The 22,484-nt window shown below is 43.7% G+C and carries 22 protein-coding genes and 3 pseudogenes; 16 read left to right on the forward strand and 9 right to left on the reverse strand.

Annotated elements, in window-relative coordinates:
* Window positions 1-4: 4 nt before the first annotated feature.
* Entirely contained in the window at window positions 5-547 is a 543-nt protein-coding gene (gene aroQ, locus REG_RS06435) for a gamma subclass chorismate mutase AroQ (RefSeq protein ID WP_006704904.1), read from the reverse strand.
* 162 nt (window positions 548-709) lie between these two features.
* On the opposite strand from aroQ, the pseudogene REG_RS12220 reads away from it, so the two are divergent.
* The 5 genes and pseudogenes from REG_RS12220 to REG_RS06460 all read left to right on the forward strand — a co-directional run.
* Window positions 710-1,018 (forward strand): annotated as a pseudogene (locus REG_RS12220) (ArsC family reductase); the annotation flags it as partial.
* Between the two features lie 187 nt (window positions 1,019-1,205).
* Entirely contained in the window at window positions 1,206-2,336 is a 1,131-nt protein-coding gene (dapE, locus tag REG_RS06445; RefSeq protein WP_039907623.1) for a succinyl-diaminopimelate desuccinylase, read from the forward strand.
* A gap of 21 nt (window positions 2,337-2,357) precedes the next feature.
* Entirely contained in the window at window positions 2,358-2,543 is a 186-nt protein-coding gene (locus REG_RS06450; RefSeq protein WP_006704907.1) for a YpfN family protein, read from the forward strand.
* A gap of 346 nt (window positions 2,544-2,889) precedes the next feature.
* The gene (locus REG_RS06455) at window positions 2,890-4,713 is read left to right on the forward strand and encodes a pentapeptide repeat-containing protein (RefSeq protein WP_176603460.1); all 1,824 of its coding nucleotides are present in this window, start codon (window positions 2,890-2,892) and stop codon (window positions 4,711-4,713) included.
* A 103-nt stretch (window positions 4,714-4,816) separates the two neighbouring features.
* Window positions 4,817-5,089: a type II toxin-antitoxin system RelB/DinJ family antitoxin gene (locus tag REG_RS06460; RefSeq protein WP_039907626.1), complete on the forward strand. Its 273-nt coding sequence runs from the start codon at window positions 4,817-4,819 to the stop codon at window positions 5,087-5,089.
* On the opposite strand, the gene REG_RS12225 is transcribed toward REG_RS06460, so the two are convergent.
* Together REG_RS12225 and REG_RS06475 are read right to left on the reverse strand one after the other, a co-directional pair.
* Window positions 5,076-5,839 (reverse strand): IS5 family transposase gene (locus REG_RS12225; RefSeq protein ID WP_407078952.1). Its coding sequence is split into 2 segments (ribosomal slippage): window positions 5,076-5,479 and window positions 5,479-5,839, totalling 765 coding nucleotides; the frame shifts between segments, so codons are not numbered across the junction. The genes REG_RS06460 and REG_RS12225 overlap by 14 nt on opposite strands.
* Before the next feature lie 320 nt (window positions 5,840-6,159).
* A complete protein-coding gene (locus REG_RS06475; protein ID WP_006704910.1) occupies window positions 6,160-8,736 on the reverse strand; it encodes a class I adenylate cyclase in 2,577 nt (858 codons plus the stop codon).
* A 94-nt stretch (window positions 8,737-8,830) separates the two neighbouring features.
* On the opposite strand from REG_RS06475, the gene REG_RS13345 reads away from it, so the two are divergent.
* From REG_RS13345 to rfaF, 9 genes are all read left to right on the forward strand, one after another.
* Entirely contained in the window at window positions 8,831-8,968 is a 138-nt protein-coding gene (locus tag REG_RS13345; RefSeq protein ID WP_176603461.1) for a hypothetical protein, read from the forward strand.
* A gap of 243 nt (window positions 8,969-9,211) precedes the next feature.
* Window positions 9,212-10,150: a hydroxymethylbilane synthase gene (gene hemC / locus REG_RS06480; protein WP_006704911.1), complete on the forward strand. Its 939-nt coding sequence runs from the start codon at window positions 9,212-9,214 to the stop codon at window positions 10,148-10,150.
* Entirely contained in the window at window positions 10,147-10,974 is an 828-nt protein-coding gene (hemD, locus tag REG_RS06485; protein ID WP_006704912.1) for a uroporphyrinogen-III synthase, read from the forward strand. Before hemC ends, hemD begins: the two co-directional genes overlap by 4 nt.
* Window positions 10,975-11,019: 45 nt before the next feature.
* Window positions 11,020-12,126, forward strand: a complete 1,107-nt coding sequence (gene hemX / locus REG_RS06490; RefSeq protein WP_006704913.1) for a uroporphyrinogen-III C-methyltransferase — start codon at window positions 11,020-11,022, stop codon at window positions 12,124-12,126.
* Window positions 12,127-12,128: 2 nt separating this feature from the next.
* The gene (hemY, locus tag REG_RS06495) at window positions 12,129-13,322 is read left to right on the forward strand and encodes a protoheme IX biogenesis protein HemY (protein ID WP_006704914.1); all 1,194 of its coding nucleotides are present in this window, start codon (window positions 12,129-12,131) and stop codon (window positions 13,320-13,322) included.
* A gap of 210 nt (window positions 13,323-13,532) precedes the next feature.
* Window positions 13,533-15,032, forward strand: a complete 1,500-nt coding sequence (gene pitA, locus REG_RS06500) for an inorganic phosphate transporter PitA (protein ID WP_039907628.1) — start codon at window positions 13,533-13,535, stop codon at window positions 15,030-15,032.
* 36 nt (window positions 15,033-15,068) lie between these two features.
* Window positions 15,069-15,515 (forward strand): universal stress protein UspA, encoded by a 447-nt coding sequence (gene uspA, locus REG_RS06505; protein ID WP_006704916.1) that lies wholly within the window; start codon window positions 15,069-15,071, stop codon window positions 15,513-15,515.
* 21 nt (window positions 15,516-15,536) lie between these two features.
* Window positions 15,537-16,493 carry an ADP-glyceromanno-heptose 6-epimerase gene (gene rfaD / locus REG_RS06510; RefSeq protein ID WP_006704917.1) on the forward strand — a complete coding sequence of 319 codons (957 nt, stop codon included), beginning with the start codon at window positions 15,537-15,539 and terminating at the stop codon, window positions 16,491-16,493.
* Window positions 16,494-16,763: 270 nt separating this feature from the next.
* Complete coding sequence (gene rfaF, locus REG_RS06515) at window positions 16,764-17,825, forward strand: ADP-heptose--LPS heptosyltransferase RfaF (protein WP_006704918.1); 1,062 nt, start codon at window positions 16,764-16,766, stop codon at window positions 17,823-17,825.
* A gap of 553 nt (window positions 17,826-18,378) precedes the next feature.
* On the opposite strand, the gene REG_RS14260 is transcribed toward rfaF, so the two are convergent.
* The 6 genes and pseudogenes from REG_RS14260 to REG_RS06535 all read right to left on the reverse strand — a co-directional run bounded on the left by REG_RS14260 (window position 18,379) and on the right by REG_RS06535 (window position 19,856).
* On the reverse strand, window positions 18,379-18,516 hold the full coding sequence (locus REG_RS14260) for a hypothetical protein (protein ID WP_260200224.1): 138 nt from the start codon (window positions 18,514-18,516) through the stop codon (window positions 18,379-18,381).
* Window positions 18,517-18,579: 63 nt separating this feature from the next.
* A pseudogene (locus tag REG_RS14660) lies at window positions 18,580-18,693 on the reverse strand (hypothetical protein); the annotation flags it as partial.
* Window positions 18,648-19,055: an Ig-like domain-containing protein gene (locus REG_RS06525; RefSeq protein WP_087943401.1), complete on the reverse strand. Its 408-nt coding sequence runs from the start codon at window positions 19,053-19,055 to the stop codon at window positions 18,648-18,650. The pseudogene REG_RS14660 and the gene REG_RS06525, both read right to left, overlap by 46 nt.
* Window positions 19,056-19,247 (reverse strand): transposase, encoded by a 192-nt coding sequence (locus REG_RS14265; RefSeq protein ID WP_260200071.1) that lies wholly within the window; start codon window positions 19,245-19,247, stop codon window positions 19,056-19,058. It lies immediately after the preceding gene.
* Window positions 19,240-19,488: a transposase gene (locus tag REG_RS14270; RefSeq protein ID WP_260200036.1), complete on the reverse strand. Its 249-nt coding sequence runs from the start codon at window positions 19,486-19,488 to the stop codon at window positions 19,240-19,242. Before REG_RS14270 ends, REG_RS14265 begins: the two co-directional genes overlap by 8 nt.
* A 14-nt stretch (window positions 19,489-19,502) precedes the next feature.
* Complete coding sequence (locus tag REG_RS06535) at window positions 19,503-19,856, reverse strand: IS630 transposase-related protein (protein ID WP_006704355.1); 354 nt, start codon at window positions 19,854-19,856, stop codon at window positions 19,503-19,505.
* A 488-nt stretch (window positions 19,857-20,344) separates the two neighbouring features.
* On the opposite strand from REG_RS06535, the gene mreB reads away from it, so the two are divergent.
* Complete coding sequence (gene mreB, locus REG_RS06540; RefSeq protein ID WP_039907778.1) at window positions 20,345-21,388, forward strand: rod shape-determining protein MreB; 1,044 nt, start codon at window positions 20,345-20,347, stop codon at window positions 21,386-21,388.
* Window positions 21,389-21,406: 18 nt separating this feature from the next.
* Window positions 21,407-22,324, forward strand: a pseudogene (gene mreC / locus REG_RS06545) (rod shape-determining protein MreC); the annotation flags it as partial.
* Between the last annotated feature and the right edge of the window lie 160 nt (window positions 22,325-22,484).

Below are 22,484 nucleotides of genomic sequence, written 5' to 3' on the forward strand. Positions count from 1 at the left end.
GGGTCTATTGTTTTAATTTTACCGCTCTTAAAGCCGTAAAAATAAGTTCCTTATCGATATTACTTAGTTCTGGTTGATCGATAATTTTTATCAATTTTTCACGTGAAGTTTCATCAAATCCAACCCCTGAATGCAATATTTGGTATAACGCTTCGATTAATAAATCACTTGACTCAGCAATCTCTAAACGAATTTTAGCCAATGTTTTAACAGGCGAATCACCTGCTTTTTGTGCCGTATTCAAGTGATTTCTCTGATAACGATATTGGATTATTTTAGCCGTTTCCATCAAGGCACTGAAAAGGGGTTTAACAGAATCAGGATCTAATCCCTTATTTTTCGCCGTCACCATTGCTTTTTGTAATACTTTTTTTTCTTGCTCAAGATCCTCAATCGCTAAATGCGCTTTAGCTTTATTAACCGCTACCTCCTGCATATAAGATAATCGCTGATTGATCAATGAAAAAACCTTATCCCATTCCGCGGCACTGGCGGCAAAAATTGTCATACTACTAACCAACACTCCAATTTTGATAATCGCTAACATGATTTTCCTTAAATTATATAATCTACTCCATTACGCAAGCAGCCAGTTTACCTCATGTTCTGTCGTCGCACGAAAAAAATCACAGTATCGCCCGCTAGATTCATCCTTTATTTTCACGCATTATGCACTATTTATTCCCCTATTTTTTATTAAGGTATTCTTATGACAAAAACGCAATTTAGCCTCTATGGTATTAGCAATTGTACTAGCGTCAAAAAAGCACGTGATTGGTTAGCTGCACACAGTATAGTTTATCGTTTCCATGATTATCGTGTTGATGGATTGACCGCTGACTGTCTACAAGATTTTATCGACACACTGGGGTGGCAATCACTGCTTAATACGCGCAGTACCACTTGGCGAAAATTGAATGAGCAAGAACGTATCACAGTGACCAACGTTACTAGCGCTAAAGCCTTAATGTTAGAACAACCGTCGATAATTAAGCGGCCACTGCTGAAGGAGTGCTCAGGTATACCCACAGTCCTTGAAGTTGCCGCTAAGCGGCCAGGGGGTGAGACCGATGAGCGTAGACAACTACGTGATTCGGCGAACACCCGCAGCCAACAACGCGGCGGCTTCAAAGGTGAAGGGTATAAAATGCTACTTGGCTTTGATCCTGTGGATTATCAACAATTTTTTCACAAGGCACTATAGTATGACTTGTCCGGTAATTAAACTTGCCAAACAGTTAATTAAACGGCCTTCAGTGAGTCCAGCCGATGAAGGTTGTCAGGAGATACTGACTCAGCGTCTGAAAGCTATCGGTTTTACTATCGAACCGATGAATTTTGCTGATACCAAGAATTTTTGCGCCTGGCGAGGTGAAGGGAAGACATTAGCCTTTGCCGGGCATACTGACGTAGTCCCCCCCGGTGATGAAAATCGTTGGGACTTTCCCCCTTTCGAACCCACCATCCGTAACGGTATGCTTTATGGCCGGGGCGCTGCTGATATGAAAGGTTCATTGGCTGCGATGGTGGTTGCTGCCGAGCGTTTTATCACTGTTAACCCCAATTATATCGGCCGATTGGTGTTTCTTATCACCTCTGACGAAGAAGCGAAAGCGACCAACGGCACGGTGAAAGTGGTTGAAGTGCTACAGGCGCGTGAGGAACGGCTGGATTATTGCCTGGTTGGCGAGCCTTCTAGTAATAAATGTTTAGGAGATGTGGTTAAAAATGGCCGCCGGGGTTCAATGACGGCTAATTTATCTATCCATGGCGTGCAAGGACATGTCGCCTATCCCCACTTAGCCAAAAATCCGATTCATTGGGCGCTCCCCATGTTACAAGAACTTGTCTCCATTCAGTGGGATAAAGGCAATGTATCTTTTCCCTCTACCAGTATGCAAATTGCGAATATACAAGCCGGTACTGGCAGTAATAATGTGATTCCTGGCGAATTATTTGTCCAATTTAACTTTCGTTTTAGTACTGAATTAACGGAGAGCATGATTAAACAACGTGTTGAAACCTTACTGGAGCAGTATCGCTTGAATTACAGTATTGATTGGGTAGTGTCTGGGCAGCCATTTCTAACCGAAAAAGGTGACTTAGTGGATGCGGTGATCAATGCGGTGCGTTGTTATAACGGAATCACACCAGAACTGAGTACCGCAGGGGGGACGTCTGATGGTCGTTTTATTGCTTTGCTGGGTGCACAGGTGGTAGAACTGGGGCCAGTGAATGAAACTATCCATAAAGTGAATGAATGTGTAAAAGCCGCTGATCTCCAGTTATTAAGCCGTATTTATCAACGGATCATGGAACGTATTCTTAGGGGTTAAATCGTTAAAAAGAGTAAAAATATGCACTGGTTAGAAAATTGGCACGAATTAAAAGAATATTGGTGGCTTATCCTCATTTTCTTGGTGGGTATTTTTATCAACAGCATCAAAGCACTGTGTCGTTTAAATCATAAAGACTACTTAAAAAATAAACCCCAGATACCGCCTCATCGTGACAATAATGCGAAATGGGACGAAGATAATTAAATTTCTTGCCGCTATGGTTTTGCCAGAAGTTTATTAAAGTTCAAGCAGCCCAGGATAAGACGGGCTGCGGTACAAGATTTAAAAAAGCGGATTTACTCCTTCTCTCATCGCTCTGTTTCGAACCCTCACTTAGCCTCTCAGTGTTCATATTTCCGCTGGTCGGTATTTTCACTTCTCAATCGAAATCGACAACATTTACAAACACCGCGCCTGAAGTCAGCGTTTCTTACAAATAGGTAACAAAATGATTCTATATAATTCCTCTTTTAATATAGGAAATTAAAATAGGAATTAAAATATGATTTACCCCCCATCAGTAGTCCAGAAGTGCTACAGGCTCAGAGCCATGTTCGGATCTTCTAAAAAAATTAGCCATGAATTAGCAACATTACGAGCAAGACCATCAAAAGACTGGAGTTACAGCCAAGTACAAGATTTAAAAATAGCAAAACGAAACGCATTAGAAAAAATCATTGCCGAAAGGCCTTACGGCTCAACCCTGGATTTATCTAACGTCGATTTGGCAAGAGTAAATATGATCGGGCTGGATTTGAGGTATATAGATTTTAGTGGGGCAGATCTGAGCCATGCAGATATGATCGGGTCAGATATGCGCCATACGATCCTGACAAAGACGACTCTGACCAGTACAGATCTAGGCTGGGTAAATCTGAACGGAGTGAATCTGACCGGAACGAGTATAGACACGGCAATAATAACGGGTGCAACGTTCATCGGTGCCACAATAAAAGGGACTACACTTCCTTTCAAGATAAATCTACAGGGCGCTAAGATAGAGGATCAGATCACATTAAGTTCTTATGGGGAGACTTCCAAAATCGGTTCAAAGCTGAAGATACCATCGAGTTGGACCCCCGATTCATTGGACATATATCTCAACCGCACCGGTAGCCTGCTGACGACCATTGACAGAATCGACTGTGACATTACGAAAATAGGGTTGGTCTCTGAATTGATTGAGTCATTAGGAGACACCGACGTTTTGCCAGTGGTGCTTTCCTTGTTTTCTATCTTAGGCAAGGCTCCTTATATCGCCGATACTAAGATAGCCGAATGGCTAGATAAGCTAAGCCTAGCTTATCTGAAGCAATATAACAAGGCGGTAATGCCGCCGCTGAATGAAGCGGATTTAAATTTTTTCGAAGGCATGTTCTCCCGTCAGCCGGAGCTAAAATTTACCGCTAATGCGGCGTTTATTCAGTTCGTTGCACAGGCTGTCACCATGGGGGGGAACCACAAGCAGAATGCCATCGTGTTGTATGGCAGTTACTTAAAGGATGAAAGGGTCAAGCCTTACGTGAATCAAGAGGATTTTGGTGATTTCAACCGTAAGGCTGATTGGTCAACCCCACACGCGATGAATTTCATTCTTTTATCCGCTCAGGAGAACAGTGAGCGTGTCATGATGTTTTCACAAGCTACTCTGAACGGCATGTTAAAGCCGGATATCAACAACCCGGTTTGGACTCAATCTTTTGTGTATGAGAAGCAAGAAAACCTGTGTCAATTTGGGTATGTGCTACAAGAGCTTTTTAAGCATGATTTTCCGCTATTTTTGTTGCCCTATTCTTCTGCAGAAAATGTCAGTAAGTTTAAACAATTGCTGACGATACTCAATTTAGGGAAGCTGCGGCCTGTATTTGAAGCTACCATAGCGCATCCAAAATCGGATATAAAGCTGGTTGATCAAGTCTCGCAGCAAACACTCGAGAAAATTTTCGAGCACCACCTTGACTATTCTGCTAGCAGTGCGTATCCCTCATTAAAGGGCAAGCATTACGAAAAGTTGCTAGAGGCATATGAGCTGTCCTCTGCTCCTCCTCTGGAGCAGGCTGAAACCCTGCTAAGCCATGCAATTATATTCACCTTACTTTCATCGAAAATTATCTTTGGTACCGATGGGGATTCTCCAAAGATGCTGAGAGACTACGCCTGTGCCTTAATGAAAAAAGCACATGAACTTGATCAGAGCATTTTTGTCTCAAAATCAAATGGAGACCAGTTCAAACGCTGGACAACATGGTTGATAGGGCTATGGGAAAAGCCGCAACAGACCTGCTCTGAAATGTTGTCAAACGAGATGATTGATCATGGCAAGCTCCATTTTCGTGACACGCTAATGAGCATATTGCCTCCGGCTTGGTCTTAATAAGTTAGTGTGCCGTAAACAAGAAAGAAGAAAAAATAAGCTAGATTTTGATATATGGCCACAGTGTGGCTATAGCGTGGTTTTAACTCATTGGAGAGATAGTATGGTCGATACTATTGTAAAAGCACGAGTGACACCAGAAGCTAAGGTAGCAGCTATCGCGAATGCTCAGGCGCTGGGATTGAATTTGTCTACTGTGATCCGTATGGTAGTCAATCGGTTAGCAGTAAACGTAAATTTACCCGCTGATTTTTTCCAGCCTAATCGGACAACATTGCAGGTGATCTCTGATTTAGAAAAGGGTGTTGGTGTTAATCGAGTCAATACGGTTGATGATTTAAAACGTGATTTATATAGTGTCGTCATGAAATTTTGAGCCATAGAGCAAGGCATCGTATTTGTACAGCAGCGAGAAAAGAGGAGGTATTTTTTGCATAACGAGTAGCAATACCTCGCCAGCGCTTTAGGTGCAGAAAAGCATTTTCCACGAGATGTCGATGCTTGTAGAGCGCTTTATCGTACTCACGTTGAATTTTACGATTCTTTTTAGGTGGTATTACGATTTGCATGCCGGCTTCTTCTGCTTTTTTAATGATGTTATCACTGTCATAGCCCTTGTCAGCCAACAGATATTCTGCTGCAATACCTTTGGTTAAATTCGTTGCTTGCTGACAATCTGCTGTGGTACCTGATGTAATAAAAATTCTGACCGGCATACCATGCGCATCCACGGCCAGATGTATCTTACTGTTGAGCCCCCTTTTGTGCGCTCCATATCCTGATTACCGCCTTTTGCGCCTGCTGCATGAGGGTGAACTTTGCTATGAGTGGCATCAATCATCAGCCATTCAAAATCTGGCTCCACAATCAGCGCTTCGAGCAGAGACTCCCATAGCCCCTTGTCACGCCAGCGGCAAAACCGGCGATGAGTATTTTTCCAACCGCCATAATCAGGCGGTAAATCACGCCAGGGAGCGCCGGTTCTCAATATCCAGAAAACAGCATTAATAAACTGCCTGTTATCTCTGGCTATGCCACCCCAAGTGCCTTTTCTCCCCGGGATATGAGCTTCCAATAGGCTCCAAACATGATCGGATATATCGTGGCGGCGATGGGCTAAATTCATTCCCGAATCATCTTTCATTATTGAATCATCTCAACAGTTGTCGTTATTTGTTACATGATAATATATTTTTTATTACGTGACGACACTATATAGGATGGTAGACAATGTTAACCATTGTTTACCAAAATCAATTTAAAAAAGATGTAAACTGATCTATCGACGGACATATATTGAATTAAGGCTATATACCCCTTCGCCTTTCAAGTTACGGCGGCGTTGGCCGCTCGCACTCATCCCAGTCATGTACCATTTGTACACTCCTAGGATTCGATTGATTGCCGCCTTGCCGTAACTCGAAATTCATTGGGTATAGATCGACACTAGTGCACCCGGCACGGTTGCCTTATGGGTGGCTCAATACAGGCTGTATTGATACATACATGAGGTAAGGCGGCGGAACGGTAAAAAGGAACAACCTGATAGCGGCCATTTAATTGCACGATATGGTAAAACAACGGCAGATTAAAATTAACTAGACTGGAGCCATAGACAAAACGATCATAAGAGGATGAATAAAAATGACTGATATCACGCACTAAATCTTCTCTGTTGCCCTGGCAGTGATGATAAAATTCGACCTGATTTTTTTCATCAAGAATATAAATATTAAAACCGGCTTTATTATTGTTATTGCGGCTCCCTTCAAAGAAAAACTGTATCACCCCCTCGCTGGCAAAACTATCAACCACGGGGGGCAAATGCATTTGGTGCGATGCCATTTTTATCGCTAAACCATGCAATTTATTGCGAGAAATGGCGCGATAAAAATCAATGCCGTTCTCTAATTTCTGCACCGAAACCTTCAAACGTTCGAAAAACAGCCCCCAGATTTGCTCTGCCACCCTAATGGCTTTAAAACGCGCCAAATTTTGACGGCGGCTAGACAAACGTAACTCTATGCATTCCTCTACCAACTGCTGAATACCTGTGCGGATCGCACTGCGCCACTGTTGACTGTAGCAAAAAACATTGACTAATTTGGGAGGGGCAGCATCTTGATGCATCTTGCCCAAAATATTTTTCAAGGCCTCCAACAGGGCTTGTTCACCACTAAAATGTAATGTGCGTACTTCATTCCATGAGTTACGATAAAGTAAATCTATACTCCCCACTAAGCACTGCTTCTGTTGGCCAAAGCTCAACACATCCCGTTGACGCAAATCAACATTGTTTGCTTGAGGATCGATAGTCTCAGTAGGATCTTGTTCTAAGTTAACCATGATGGCAAGGTGACGTATTTCACAGGGACAGCACAGTGCCTGTGGACTGGGGGCGGGTAAACACAGCGGAAAGTGCTGTGAAACGTCCGCCATCAATTTTTGCAATTTTGCCTTGTTGCATAAATGAGGACTTCTTATATATACATGGGTCTGAGCGGTCAGTAATCCATTGAAATAAGCCCAGGCGACTAATTTACTCAGATGGCGATGGTATTCCAATGGCCGATGGCTAATGATAGTTTCCGCTAAAGGGGCTTGGTCGTATAAATACCAACCGGGAGCATTGACCCGATCAGAAGAAACCTGAATAAAAGTTAAGTTTTTTTCGGATAAATCGGGTGAAATTTGTGTATTAAACAGGGTAATTTTTTCCGGTAATACTTCAAAAGTAGCGTATAACTTCCGCGTAAGTACGCCAATATCTTGTGGGCTGGCACTCATACTCAAATTATTTCGGCGCGCAAAGTGAATCAAATGGTGATAGCTTTGCATCATCGCATCGAGCAGCTCGTTGTGCGCCTCTCGTACTCTTTTAATCTTCCAATTAGCGCGGTTATTGAGGATAGAGAGATGCTCATTACTCCATCCCCATTGACTCACTAATTGATGGATAATCTGCTGCCGCCATTGATTCCCTTCTTCATTATCAGCCAACTTTTCGCATACTTTTAAATAAAAACAACGCCGTACCAAATCTAATCGAATAGGATCATTAATCTGAATAAGGTAACGGCTGACACGTTCCAGCATCATGCAATAGGCGTCAAAGGAAGATGCTAAAATGGGGCGATGACGCTGTAAATCATCGTGTAAATATTGTTTGCTTTCCAGCGCCAACAGTTGTGTATTCGGGTATTCCCATGAATAGGCTTCCAATAATAATGTTTTCAGCACAGCTTTGTAGGGTGAATCGATACTTTTATACAATTGCCATAAACTTGCACCAAAATATTCTTCCGCAGAAAATGTGCTTAACCCGCCAAAATCTACCCATTCGTCAGCATTTATCACACCCTGTGCATACAGGGATAATACATAATTATCATAATTTTTTTCCTCGATGACCGGCACAATATTCCATAGAATAGCTTTACCGGCCAAACGCACTGCACTGCGATAAAATTCATCGAGTAATAAAATATGCTGTGTGGAGCCGCAATCTTCGTTGCCTAAATTACCGCTGACTTGATGGCGAAAACGATTTTCATCAACCAAAAAAAAGCTGACTTCTACTCCTTGCTCTGTTGCCCATTGTTCTAATAAACGACATTTTTGCTGGAGAAGGTAACGTTGTTCTTGATTTAATGTTGTTTGATGACAAACCCAAATATCGAGATCAGAAGTACTCTCTTGCGCTATAGAAGAAGTACTGCCCATCGAATAAATACCTACAATGGGCAATTCATTTTTTATTGAAGGTTGTCGCGGCTCCTCCCCGTCGGCGGTAAATTGTGCTAAATGCTGTTTTTGTATTTCATTGGCGGTAAAAGAGCACACACCGTGTGGCACTTTACTGTTGAGATAACCGGGCATCGAAGGGTGGTGGTAATGCAAGAAGGCGGGTAGTAAATGATAGATTTTTTGGCAGCTTGGATTCATCGCGATTAAGGCCCTATCGACCCGTAATCGATTTATCGTATCCAATCGTCGTTTTAATGTATCTATATAGAGATGCAAGACGTTTCGCCTGATTTCTAGTGCTAAGAGTTTGTTCGAAATGGTAGAACAGATTTTTCAATTCATATCAAACGTAACCTAATATCACAATCAAGTGACTTTACGCAAATTCGGTCAATGTAACATTTTGTTTATTGATGGTAAAGGTAGCAATATTGATAATATACCCTTCGCCTTTCAAGTTGCCTTCGGCTGCCAGGGCGACCGACCGATGAGTGTATATACCCAATGAATTTCGAGTTACGGCAAGGCGGCAATCAAGCGAATCCCAGGAGTGTACAAGTAGTACATGACTGGGATGAGTGCGAGCAGCCAACGCAGCCGTAACTTGAAAGGCGAAGGGTATAGACACATACTACGTGATTCGGTGAATACCCGCAGCCAACATCAAAGGCGAAGGGGATAACTTCTTTCAACACTGACAGCGTGACTGTGTCAATGCTAGAATGGCGGCAAATTATAACAGGGAAACAATATGTCGGAAAAAGTGATCCGTATCGCCACACGACAAAGTCCCCTTGCATTATGGCAAGCTGATTATGTGCGGAAAAGTTTAGAATCCCATCATCCTGATTTACAAGTAAAATTAGTTCCCATCACAACACGTGGTGACACTCTGTTGCATACACCTTTGGCCAAAATAGGCGGAAAAGGATTATTCGTTAAAGAACTCGAACAGGCGTTATTGGAAAATTGCGCTGATATTGCTGTTCACTCAATCAAAGATGTACCTATCCATTTTCCCGCTGGACTCGGGCTCGTGGTAATTTGCCAAAGAGGTGATCCACATGATGCTTTTGTATCAAAAAATTATAAGCATCTTAAGCAATTACCGCCGGGCAGTATCGTCGGTACATCGAGCCTCCGCCGTCAATGCCAAATTCGTAAAAAGTACCCGCACCTTATCGTCCGTGATTTACGTGGCAATGTAGGCACTCGCCTGAATAAACTTGATCAAGGAGCCTACCAGGCTATTATCTTAGCAGTAGCGGGGTTGCAACGTTTGGACTTGCAATCTCGCATCCAGCATGTGATGAGTCCAGAAGAATCGTTGCCGGCCGCAGGACAAGGAGCGATTGGTATTGAATGCCGCTTAGAAGATGATGTGACCCGACAGCTATTAGCGCCATTGAACCATTTTCCAACGGAACGACGCATTTGTGCTGAACGGGCACTGAATATTCGCCTGGAAGGCGGTTGCCAGGTGCCTATTGGTAGCTATGCTGAATTAGAAGGCGATAACTTACGGCTAAGAGCCTTTGTCAGCACACCAGACGGAAGCCAAATGATTTACGGTGAACGATGCGGGCTGGCGATACAGGCTGAAAAAATTGGATTGGATTTGGCCACCGAGCTGATTGCAGAGGGCGCTGACAAGATCCTATCTGCGATTTATCAAGAACCACCACGATGATAGCGGAGTCAGCTAAAATTATTTTAGTCACGCGCCCGTCTCCTACGGGTGAACAGTTAATGAATCGACTGCGAGCCTTAGGTTTAGTGGCGTATCATGCTCCATTGATCCGTTTTTCGGCGGGGAGTGAATTAACAAAACTTCCTGGATTGTTACAAACAATGCGGGCAGGCGATTTGGTTTTTATACTCTCACAAAACGTTATTCGTTATGTTAATCCACTGCTGCATAGCAATAAACGATTATGGCCCTCTGAATTATTGTATTACGCTATTGGTCGCCACACTGCATCTGTATTTCAAGCTGTCAGCCATTTACCCGTGACTTATCCAACCATAGCAACGAGTGAGGAATTACTGACAATGACGGATTTGCAGCAGCTCAGTAGTAAAAAAGCGCTTCTGTTGCGTGGTAATGGTGGCCGAGAATTACTGGGTAAAACCTTAATGCAACGGGGAGCCGAAGTGAGCTACTGTGAATGCTATCGGCGCAATCCAATTCATTATAATGCGAATCAACAAATAAATGACTGGCGACGTTTAGGAATTAATACGCTTGTTGTTACTAGTGGTGAAATGTTACAACAACTTCATATTTTAGTTTCGCCTGATTTTTGTTCTTTTTGGCTACTAGATTGTCGCATGATAGTGGTTAGTGAACGTTTAGCCCTATTAGCAAAACAGCTAGGCTGGCATGACATTCAAGTCGCCAAAAATGCTGATAACGATGCTCTGATCCATGAATTATACCCGAAGCCAACAACGCGCAGCTTTAAAGGCGAAGGGTATAGTACGGCAAGTGACGACAACACAGCATCAAATTAAAATGATTTGGCTATATACCATTAACCTGACTATGGGATCCCCAATATGACGGAACAAAACATGACCTCTCTTCCCGCGCAAGGAGCCACAGCGGCAAGATCCGCACCGCCGACAGCCATACGCAAAAACCGCTCACGATTACTCTGGGTTACCTTCACCATGGTATTGGTGATGGCATTAGGGGCAGGGGGGCTTTATTTTCATCAACACGTTCAACAACAAGCTACCAATCAATCACTGCATCAGCAGTTAACAGAACTAAAGCAACATCAATTAAAAGAAAAAACACAGTTAGCTTCGTTATTGCTAGAACACAATAAAGCGTTAGAAACGGCAAATCGTCAACAAGATGCTTTAATGCAGCAATTGAACGCGCTACAGGAAAAAGTGGCGACTATCTCAAGTAGTGACACTAAAATCTGGTTATTGGCGCAAGCGGATTTCCTGGTAAAAATGGCAGAACGTAAATTATGGAACGACCAAGACGCTACTAGCGCCGTTATCTTATTGAAAAATGCGGACACTAGCCTGGCAGATATGCATGATGCCAGTTTAATCGAAATACGGCGCGCGATTATAGAAGATATCGGCACCTTATCTACTCTGAGCCAAATTGATTTTGATGGAATTATTCTTAAACTCAATCAGCTATCAAACCAAGTGGATAATCTTCGCTTGGCAGATAATAGTATCGAGGATCCATCAATAGAGGACGGCAACAATCAACTTTCCAGCTCTCTTTCTCAATGGCGGCAAAATTTGTATAAAAGCTGGCATAATTTTATTGCAGATTTTATTACTATCCGTCGTAGAGATAATGGCGCTGAACCACTATTAGCGCCTAATCAAGATATTTATTTATGCGAAAATATTCGCGCGCGCCTATTGATAGCGGCGCAAGCAATACCTCGTCATCAGGATGAAGTCTATAAACAAGCCTTAGAAACCAGCGCTACTTGGATCAGAGCCTATTTTGATGTGAACGATGCCAATACGAAAAGCTTTCTTGTAGACCTCGATAGCCTGAGCCAGCAATCAATCTCAATGAATATGCCTGATCAGTTAAAAAGTCCGCCGATATTAGAAAATTTGACTAAAATCCGCACGCGCCACTTACTGACATCCACCTCAGATACCCATCAGGAGCAATAACCATGTTACGTGTCTTGCTATTATTCTTGATTTTACTGGCTGGGATAATACTTGGTCCCATGTTAGCGGGGCATCAAGGTTATGTATTAATTCAGACTGATAATTACAATATTGAAACCAGTGTTACCGCCATGATTATTATCTTGGTGCTGGTATTTGTTGCATTATTAATCATTGAATGGATACTGCGTCGCATTTTTCGTACCGGTTATTATACCCGAGGCTGGTTTATTGGGCAAAAACGTAACCGCGCTAGCAAACAGACAAAGGCCGCTTTGATTAAGCTAGCAGAGGGCGATTTTAAACAAGTAGAAAAATTGCTGACCTGCAATGCTGATCATGCAGAACAACCGATGGTCAACTATCTGCTAGCCGCTGAAGCGGCGCAACAACGTGGAGATGAGCGGCGCACTAACCAGTATTTGGAACGTGCCGCTGAAGTAGCCGATACCAACCAGTTACCCGTCGATATCACTCGTGTACGTATTCAGCTCGCGCAAGGACAAATTCATGCTGCCCGCCATGGTGTTGACCGTCTTCTTGGTCATGCCTCGCAACATCCGGAAGTCTTACGTTTAGCTGAACAGGCCTTTTTGTCAACGGGGGCTCACAATGCATTACTCGATATCTTACCCACGATGAAGAAAATGCGTCTTCATAGTGAAGCGGAGATAAAAACACTAGAACTTCAAGCCTATATTGGCATTATGAACCAATGTATGGCAGAAGAAGGCAGTGAAGGGCTCAAACGCTGGTGGCAATCACAACCCGGAAAAATTCGCCGTGAAAGCGCCCTACAAGCGGCGCTGGTGGAACATCTCATTGAATGTGACGATCATCAAATCGCTCAGCAGATTATTCTCACTGGACTAAAACGCCAGTATGACGAGCGATTGATATCACTCATGCCGTTACTAAAATCAGAAGATGCTAAGGCGCTGGAAAAATCCTTACGTTTACAGATCAAACAACAGGGGGCAACGCCACTGCTTAACAGCACATTAGGTCAGCTGCTGTTAAAACAGGGTGAGTGGGAGCAGGCCAGTGAAGCCTTCCGTGCCGCCTTACAACAACGGCCTGATGGCCACGATTATGCTTTGCTGGCCGATACCTTGGATAAACTCCATCGTCCTAAAGACGCCGCTGAAGTCAGACACCAAGGTTTATTATTAACACTGAAAAAAAATGCTTTGTAGCAGTAGAGATTTACTCTTTGCGGCGGCGGCTTCAAAGGCAAAGGGTATAAATACAAAAAAATCACATAACTGCTTGATATAAATTATTTATCTTTAAAATAAAATGTCGCGAGGGAGTGATATTACAAAAAAAGGTGATATTTTGCCTTTCCCCATGTCCTATTGTCGCGGATAATAGGTCGCGTTGATGTCCAAAAATGGCGTAACATTATGCTGCATCTTTTTGCTGGCCTTGATTTCCATACTGGCCTAATGTTGGTTCTTGCTCTTTTTTTTGTGTTGTTTTATGAAGCGATTAATGGCTTTCATGATACCGCTAACGCTGTTGCGACTGTGATCTATACTCGTGCTATGCGCTCGCAAACGGCGGTTGTTACTGCTGGAATATTTAATTTTCTTGGCGTTATGTTGGGCGGTTTGAGCGTAGCCTACGCTATTGTTCATTTGCTCCCTACAGATCTGATCTTCAATGTGGGCTCTGCCCACGGGCTAGCGATGGTCTTTTCTATGCTACTGGCGGCAATTATTTGGAATCTCGGTACCTGGTATTTTGGCATTCCGGCTTCCAGCTCACATACTCTCATTGGCTCTATCATCGGCATAGGATTAACGAATGCTCTTATAACCAGCACCTCGCTGGTTGACGCATTAAACATTCCTAAAATGATACAGATATTTCTGTCCTTGATTTTATCTCCCCTGGTGGGATTGGTTATTGCAGGTTTGATGGTATTTTTGTTACGCCGCTATTGGCAAGGAACGAAAAAGCGTCAACGTATCCACCTAACCCCCGCGGAACGAGAAAAAAAAGACGGTAAACGTAAGCCTCCATTTTGGACACGTATCCTGTTGATTTTGTCTGCCATCGGTGTCAGTTTTTCTCATGGTGCCAATGATGGTCAAAAAGGGATTGGCCTGATTATGCTGGTATTAATTGGAATTGCTCCCGCGGGTTTTATCATAGACATGAGTGCTAGCAATTATGATATCGCTCGGACTCGTAATGCTATAACAAATATACAGCAATATTATAAGCAACATAATGATATGCTACTTGCCGCTAATAGCAGCCGTCCTACCTCTATGCCTGAATACGATGCTACAGGGGAGGCCACACAGCAATTTCATTGCCACCCTTCCGTTGCTACCTCAGTAATTGATCAAGCTGCCGCTTTACTCAATAACTTACAAAGCTACTATGACCTGAACACAGATCAACGTAGTCATATGCGTCGTTTGCTGACATGTGCAGCAGAAATCACCACTACTGTTGCCAAACTACCGGAAACCAGCGCTGAGGATCGGCATTTTTTATATAATCTCCGTAAAGATCTGCTAGAGACAGTAGAGTATGCACCCACCTGGATTATCGTGGCTGTCGCCTTGGCGCTTTCTTTGGGAACCATGATTGGCTGGAAAAGGGTGGCCGTTACTATCGGCGAAAAAATTGGTAAAAAAGGCATGACTTACGCTCAAGGGATGTCTGCACAAATGACCGCTGCTGTTTCTATTGGGGTTGCCAGTTATACCGGTATGCCTGTTTCTACCACTCAGGTTCTTTCTTCTGCTGTTGCCGGTACGATGTTAGTTGATGGCGGAGGCTTACAGAATAAAACAGTAAAAAACATTACGCTGGCTTGGATCTTGACGCTGCCGATCTGCATTGTGCTTTCCGGCACCTTGTATCGGATAGCATTGCGCTTTATTTAACGCGAGTACAAGAAATTTCGAGAAGGAAACAGACCAATGGCTTACAAGCATATCCTAGTCGCAGTAGATCTTTCTCCTGAAAGTAACATACTGGTGGAAAAAGCGGTTTCTATGGCGAGACCCTATAATGCAAAAGTTTCCCTCATCCATGTAGATGTTAACTATTCAGCGCCCTACACTGGCTTAATTGACGTTAATCTTGGCGATATGCAAAAACGTATTCCTGAAGAAACTGATCAGGCGCTCACAGAATTATCAGAAAATACGGATTATCATATTAATGAAATATTAAGCGATACGGGGGATTTAGCGCCTGTTTTGATTGATGCGATTAAAAACCATCAGGTAGATTTAGTACTCTTTGGCCATCATCAGGATTTTTGGAGCAAACTGATATCTTCAGCTCGTGAGCTAATCAATACGTTGCATGTCGATATGTTAATCGTACCGCTCCGTGATGATAAAAAAATTGAAAAAGATTAACTATTAATAAGGATAAACGCGATGATTATCGTCACTGGCGGAGCCGGTTTTATTGGTAGCAATATCGTAAGAGCGTTAGTTAATTTAGAAAAAAAAGATATTTTAGTGGTAGATGATCTAACCGAGGGCGCCAAATTTGTTAATTTGCTCGGTCTAGATATCGGTGATTATATGGATAAGGACGACTTTATAGCCAGTATTATCGCCGGTGATGATATTGGTGATATTAAAGCCGTTTTCCATCAAGGCGCTTGTTCTTCAACCACCGAATGGAACGGCAAATTCATGTTGGAGAATAATTATCAATATTCTAAAGATGTTCTGCATTTTTGTTTAGATCGTAAGATCCCTTTTTTATACGCTTCTTCTGCCGCCATTTACGGTAGCTGTGATAAAAATTTTATTGAAGCGTCTGAATATGAAAGACCGCTTAATGTATACGGTTATTCAAAGCTTCTCTTTGATCAATATGTTCGTAAAATTATCCCGGATGCGGATTCGCAAATTTGTGGTCTGCGTTATTTTAATGTTTATGGTCCCGGTGAAAACCATAAAGGCAATATGGCCAGTGTGGCTTTTCATTTAAATAACCAAATCAATGCGGGCGCTAATCCTAAGTTATTTTCCAATAGCGAAAATTTTAAACGCGATTTTATCCATGTGGATGATGTGGTTGCCGTTAATTTATGGGCTTGGAATAATAATATCTCTGGCATTTATAACTGCGGAACAGGCCAGGCGGCATCATTTCAAACGTTAGCAAATGCCGTAGTGGAATATCACTGTAATAATAAGGGAAAAAATCCAACAGTAGAATATATCGATTTCCCTGAAACATTAAAAAATCATTATCAAAAATTTACTCAAGCTGATCTAAGCAAACTGCGAGCGGCTGGTTATGATAAAACATTTAAGAATGTCGAGCAGGGAGTGAAAGAATATATGGGTTGGTTAAATAGACCTCTTTGGAAACCGTAGTTCGTTATGCGAAGTCAAGGCGCCCGGCGCACAGCAATCTTCGTTAACATAAAGTACATGAGGATTGCGCGCACCGGACAACGCAGGATCCGTATCACGCAGTAGGTTTCCGAAGAGGTCTAATAAAACAGCTTAAGAATCTACTATACCCGATGAATTCCGAGTTACGGCAAGGCGGCCAGGGCGACCGACCGATGAGCGTAGACATACCATGAGGGCGAGCGCTGGCCGCCAACAACGCGGCAGCTTCAAAGGCGAAGGGTATATAGCATGAAAATATTGGTGATTGGTCCTTCATGGGTGGGCGACATGGTAATGTCGCAAAGTCTTTATCGTACTTTAAAAGCCAAACACGTGACAGCAAGCATTGATGTAATGGCGCCCCAATGGTGCCTTCCATTACTCAACCGAATGCCTGAAGTTAATCAAGCATTACTTATGCCTTTAGGCCATGGCCGTTTGGCTCTCGGTCAGCGTCGGCGTTTAGGGATTGCTTTGCGTGAAAAAAATTATGATCGTGCTTATGTATTGCCTAATTCGTTTAAATCGGCGCTGATACCTTTTTTTGCTGCTATTCCTCAGCGTATCGGCTGGCGAGGGGAAATGCGTTACGGTTTACTTAACGACATAAGGATTTTAAATACATTAGCTTTTCCGATGATGGTGCAACGCTATGTCGCACTGGGTTATGATAAACAGGCTATTTCTTCTTCCGCAGATCTTTCACCATTACTCAGGCCACAATTGCATGTCAGCAATGCTGAGCAAATCGCAATCAGTCATACCTTCGCGTTAAATCCTCATCGGTCGATCATCGCTTTATGCCCCGGTGCCGAGTTTGGCCCTGCCAAGCGTTGGCCGCATTACCATTATGCCGCCCTTGGCCAACAGCTTATTAATGATGGTTATCAAATCATTTTATTAGGCTCGCCAAAAGATCACCAAATCGCTCAGGAGATTTGCTTGGCATTGGATGAAAATAATCGTGATTACTGCTTCAACTTGGCAGGTCAGACCTCTCTTGAACAAGCGGTAATACTGATCGCAGCTTGTCATGCTATCGTCAGTAATGATTCAGGGTTAATGCATATTGCAGCGGCTTTAGATAAACCATTGATTGCATTGTATGGCCCAAGCAATCCAGAATTCACTCCGCCATTATCTGACAAAGCTGCGGTGATCCGATTGATTAAGGGCTACCAGAGAATACGTAGAGGTGATGCCGATCAGGGCTACCATCAGAGTTTGATTGACATCAAACCCAAACAGGTGGTGACGGCACTTTATCAACAGCTAATGGCAAATAGCCACGTTACAGCCGAATCATTTTAATTTGATTCTGTGTTATCGTCGCTTGCCGTACTATTTATACTGTATGTGCTTCACTGCTTTGAATCAAATCAAACTGATTCGGCTATATCCCCTCGAACTGTGCGTATTATCATCAGAACGATCACCCAATAACATCGCAAAATAAAGCTACATGTTAACCAAATGCTGCTTTTCGAGTTACGGCAAGGCGGAAATCAATTGAATCCCAGGAGTGTGGTACATGACTGGGGTGAGCGATCGCTGCCAACGCCACCGTAACTTGAAAGGCGAAGGGTATATCTCAAAGATACAGGTAGTGTTTTAGATGGCTGAAATCACTTTCATCCGTTGACTGAGTTCGATAAACGTTTGGCTCTTCACTCGCTCACATATCAGGTTTAGTTTGTCTTTCAGCGTCAAATTCATCAACTCTGCCGGATCGCTTTCCAGCAGATCCCCGTGCTTTTGGTAATAGGAGTAAGAATTATGGATTTTTTTGAACTGATCCTGGTACTTAGCATGGGCAGACGGGTTAAGTTTTTCAAGTAAGGTGAAGTTGTCCTGGCACTGGCTACTAGTGCTGAAGCGTATTCCCGCTCGCGTCGGTGACCCGCACGGTGTAGGTCGCTTTATCCGTGTTATTGGCAATAACCGTGGTTTTGTCTACGGTCAGGTCGCCGCTGTGTATCCGTGCCGTTGCGTTGTCTGCCATCAGCGTCACCTTAGGCGCGTTCACCCCGGGGTTACCGTTAAAGGATGCACTTACCTGCGCCACGCCAACTTGGGAGCCCGTCAGAACAATGACAGCCTGACCTTTGTCGTTTGTGCGGCTGCTGGTTGCACTCAGATTGCCACGATCCGTTGACCAGTTGACCAGGTGGTTTGCGATCTCGGGTTACCGTTCGCGTCTTTCACCACTGCCGTGAACGTGGCCTTGTCCTCACTATTGGCGAGAATGCTGTTTTTATCCACGCGCCGGTCGTTTTTGCCTATCTGTGCGCTCTTGGTGTCAGCGATAAAGGCGACCTTCGGCGCGTTCACCGCCGGTTTTTCGTTCACGCTGGCGCTCACCTGGGCGCTGCCCACCACCACCGAGGTCAAGGTGATGGTCGCCTTACCGTCTTTGTCGGTAACGCTCGAAGCGGCAGCCAGATTGCCTAGCGTACTCTGCCAGTTCACTTCCTGATCCTCAGCCGGATTGCCCTTGGCATCCTTTACCAGCGCGTTATGGCTTATGCGGTATAAATTGATTTAAAATAAAGGGTCAGAAAACAAGGTATCGATATCACATAGTCGCTTTCTGCGAAGGGCTTTAGCTTGAGCCCATTTGTGCTCAATGGGATTCATGTCAGGAGAATACGTGGGGAGATATTCGAGAATAAAGCCAGCTTTCTGTATAGCAGCCTGGATGTCTTGGCGTTTATGGAAGCGCACATTATCCATCACAAGGACTGCCCCTGGAGGGGATTTTGGCAGTAAATCTTTGGGTGACCCAGGCATAAAAAATATCGCTGTTGATATGGCAGTCGAAGGTACAAACCGTAGTTAATTTTCCGTTAAGCTGTGCACCAATGACATTAGTACGTGCTTTGGCATGGCAATCGTGTTGGCCGTAACAGCGCTTCCCTTTCACTGAATAACCATAAAGACGCGGCATATCATGAGCAAAACCGCTTTCATCCACGTTAGCCCTGGAGCTTAGTCTGAAAATCTTTTCGAGCTTGGACGTCGGCTTTGGGGGGATAAAATGTTTTTTTTATAGCTAAAACCCGCCCGCTTTAAGGCATCACAGATACCCCTGGCACTCACACCCATCCGTGGCGCCCGCTCGTGCTGAGACGCGTCAGGGTAGGTTTCCACATCCAGAATCAACGCCGCTCTGTTTATTTTGGTAGCGGGTTTATTACGCGTCAAACAAGGCTCCAGGCGTTTCGCCCATCGCATCAAACTGGCACTTCCTACACCAAAACGGTCGGCGGTTTCAGCATAAGTGAGGGCTTCTTTCTTTTTGAAAGCCAATACATGTTGACGAAATTTTAAGGGATAAGTCATTTTGGTATTTATAGGTCAATAAATCATTTCGATATTGTACGTCAATTTATAACACCTAAGCCATAAGGATGGGATATTAAGCTTCAAAAGTATGAAAAGCGTTAAAATAATAAGAATTAGGCGTATCCTGAGGAGAGAAACCCCTCATTTCCAGCATTTTTTCGTGAATATAGTAAAATAAACAGGTTTAGCATGTGCTACGGTGTTTATAATTGTAAAGATTTACAACAAGATAGAGATATAGCCGAATCAAATTGAACTGATTTGAGTATAATGGACTTCTTGTACTAGGCGGCATGTGAAAAGAACTTAAGATAATGGATGTTTATTGAAAATTTTCAATTTATACAATTTTAACCGTATCCGATGTGCGTAACTCAACCACTTTTTTTCACTTATGCAGGATATTTTGAGTCTTGTCGCTGCTGCTTGTGATTGATAAAGTAGGCGGATTTTTCCTCCCTCAGCTTGCAGGATTACCCTTTACTATGTTTAAGAAATTTCGCGGCATGTTTTCTAATGATTTATCAATCGATTTAGGTACCGCCAACACCTTAATTTACGTTAAAGGACAAGGCATTGTATTAAATGAACCTTCCGTGGTTGCAATACGCCAGGATCGCGCAGGCTCACCTAAGAGTGTTGCGGCAGTTGGGCAAGAGGCCAAACAAATGCTGGGGCGCACTCCTGGCAATATTGCTGCCATTCGTCCGATGAAAGATGGCGTCATTGCTGATTTTTTCGTGACTGAAAAAATGCTACAACATTTTATTAAGCAAGTGCATAGCAATAGCTTCATGCGTCCCAGTCCCCGGGTGCTAGTCTGTGTACCTGTGGGTGCAACACAGGTTGAGCGCCGTGCGATCCGTGAATCTGCTCAAGGCGCGGGTGCCCGTGAAGTTTTTCTGATTGAAGAGCCGATGGCGGCAGCAATTGGTGCTGGTTTACCGGTTTCTGAAGCGACGGGTTCAATGGTGGTTGATATTGGTGGAGGGACGACAGAAGTTGCTGTTATCTCACTAAATGGGGTGGTTTATTCTTCTTCGGTACGTATTGGTGGTGATCGTTTTGATGAAGCTATCATAAATTATGTGCGCCGTAATTATGGCTCTTTAATTGGTGAGGCGACAGCTGAGCGTATTAAACACAGCATTGGCTCGTCTTATCCTGGTGATGAAGTATTAGAAATTGAAGTGCGTGGCCGTAATCTAGCGGAAGGAGTACCGCGGGGTTTTACATTGAATTCAAATGAAATTCTTGAAGCACTGCAAGAGCCGCTTACCGGTATCGTCAGCGCGGTGATGGTTGCATTGGAACAATGTCCGCCGGAATTGGCCTCTGATATTTCTGAGCGCGGGATGGTGCTCACGGGGGGGGGGGCATTATTACGTAATTTAGAACGTCTGCTGATGGAAGAAACGGGCATTCCGGTCGTGGTTGCTGATGATCCGCTGACTTGTGTTGCTCGTGGTGGCGGTAAAGCATTGGAGATGATAGATATTCATGGTGGCGATCTCTTTAGTGAAGAATAAATTTATGAAACCGAATTTATGAAGCGGATATTTCATCGGGGTCCATCCCTTTCTTTACGATTGTTTATTGCTGCTAGCGCAGCGATTGCGCTGATTATTGTTGATAGCCGTTTTAGTTCATTTATAAAAATACGAACTTACATGGATACGGCTATTAGCCCCTTCTATTTTCTTGCCAATGTACCCCGCAGCCTATTAGATGGTATTTCTGAAGCCTTAGCAACGAGACAACAACTTGAGCTGGAAAATCGGGCATTACGCCAAGAGCTGTTATTAAAAAGTTCCGACCTGCAATTATTAAAGCAATTTAAATATGAAAATATCCGATTACGTGAGTTACTGGGTTCTCCTTTGCGTCAAGACGAATACAAAATGGTCACTCAGGTAATGTCTAGCGGTACCGATCCCTATAGTGATCAAGTGGTCATTGATAAAGGCAGCAATAATGGCGTTTACGAAGGGCAGCCGGTTATCAGTGACCGCGGTGTTATCGGCCAGGTAACGGCAGTGGGGAAGTTTACTAGCCGTGTCGTCTTGATCTGCGATATATCCCATGCTTTACCCGTTCAAGTATTACGCAATGATATTCGCGTAATTGCTGCTGGCGGGGGGTGTAGCGATGATTTAGTGTTAGAGCATTTTTTTAGCAATGCGGATATCCGCGTCGGGGATGTGTTAGTGACATCTGGGTTAGGTGGACGTTTTCCTGAAGGTTATCCAGTCGCGATCGTGACTTCAGTAAAAGTAGATAATCAACGTGCTTATACGGTTATTCACGCTAAGCCTACCGCTGATTTACAACGACTACGTTATTTACTATTGCTTTGGGCCAATGATCGCGGAGATGATGCGCCTCCGTCAGCGGCAGATGTTGTACATCAGGTGGCGCAACAGCGTTTGAGACAGATAATCGATAATGTTCATAACCGTGCTGACTGGGATGAAAGAAAATCTAACGAAACGGATCCAGTGTTGTCTACTCAAGCACATGATCAGCGCCATTCCCACGCAATAAAAGACACACAACACCCAGCAACGCTTGATACAGTTTTAATATCAGATGATCCCAGTCCTAACACAGTCAGTGGTGCTCCAA

This window comes from Candidatus Regiella insecticola LSR1 (genome assembly GCF_000143625.1).
GTDB classification, from domain to species: domain Bacteria; phylum Pseudomonadota; class Gammaproteobacteria; order Enterobacterales; family Enterobacteriaceae; genus Regiella; species Regiella insecticola.

Coding starts and splice junctions, on each gene's coding strand:
- aroQ (WP_006704904.1), bottom strand. CDS start 547: ATGTTAGCGATTATCAAAATTGGAGTGTTGGTTAGTAGTATGACAATT.
- dapE (WP_039907623.1), top strand. CDS start 1,206: ATGACTTGTCCGGTAATTAAACTTGCCAAACAGTTAATTAAACGGCCT.
- REG_RS06450 (WP_006704907.1), top strand. CDS start 2,358: ATGCACTGGTTAGAAAATTGGCACGAATTAAAAGAATATTGGTGGCTT.
- REG_RS06455 (WP_176603460.1), top strand. CDS start 2,890: ATGTTCGGATCTTCTAAAAAAATTAGCCATGAATTAGCAACATTACGA.
- REG_RS06460 (WP_039907626.1), top strand. CDS start 4,817: ATGGTCGATACTATTGTAAAAGCACGAGTGACACCAGAAGCTAAGGTA.
- hemC (WP_006704911.1), top strand. CDS start 9,212: ATGTCGGAAAAAGTGATCCGTATCGCCACACGACAAAGTCCCCTTGCA.
- hemD (WP_006704912.1), top strand. CDS start 10,147: ATGATAGCGGAGTCAGCTAAAATTATTTTAGTCACGCGCCCGTCTCCT.
- hemX (WP_006704913.1), top strand. CDS start 11,020: ATGACGGAACAAAACATGACCTCTCTTCCCGCGCAAGGAGCCACAGCG.
- hemY (WP_006704914.1), top strand. CDS start 12,129: ATGTTACGTGTCTTGCTATTATTCTTGATTTTACTGGCTGGGATAATA.
- pitA (WP_039907628.1), top strand. CDS start 13,533: ATGCTGCATCTTTTTGCTGGCCTTGATTTCCATACTGGCCTAATGTTG.
- uspA (WP_006704916.1), top strand. CDS start 15,069: ATGGCTTACAAGCATATCCTAGTCGCAGTAGATCTTTCTCCTGAAAGT.
- rfaD (WP_006704917.1), top strand. CDS start 15,537: ATGATTATCGTCACTGGCGGAGCCGGTTTTATTGGTAGCAATATCGTA.
- rfaF (WP_006704918.1), top strand. CDS start 16,764: ATGAAAATATTGGTGATTGGTCCTTCATGGGTGGGCGACATGGTAATG.
- REG_RS14260 (WP_260200224.1), bottom strand. CDS start 18,516: ATGGCAGACAACGCAACGGCACGGATACACAGCGGCGACCTGACCGTA.
- REG_RS14265 (WP_260200071.1), bottom strand. CDS start 19,247: ATGGATAATGTGCGCTTCCATAAACGCCAAGACATCCAGGCTGCTATA.
- REG_RS06535 (WP_006704355.1), bottom strand. CDS start 19,856: ATGACTTATCCCTTAAAATTTCGTCAACATGTATTGGCTTTCAAAAAG.
- mreB (WP_039907778.1), top strand. CDS start 20,345: ATGTTTAAGAAATTTCGCGGCATGTTTTCTAATGATTTATCAATCGAT.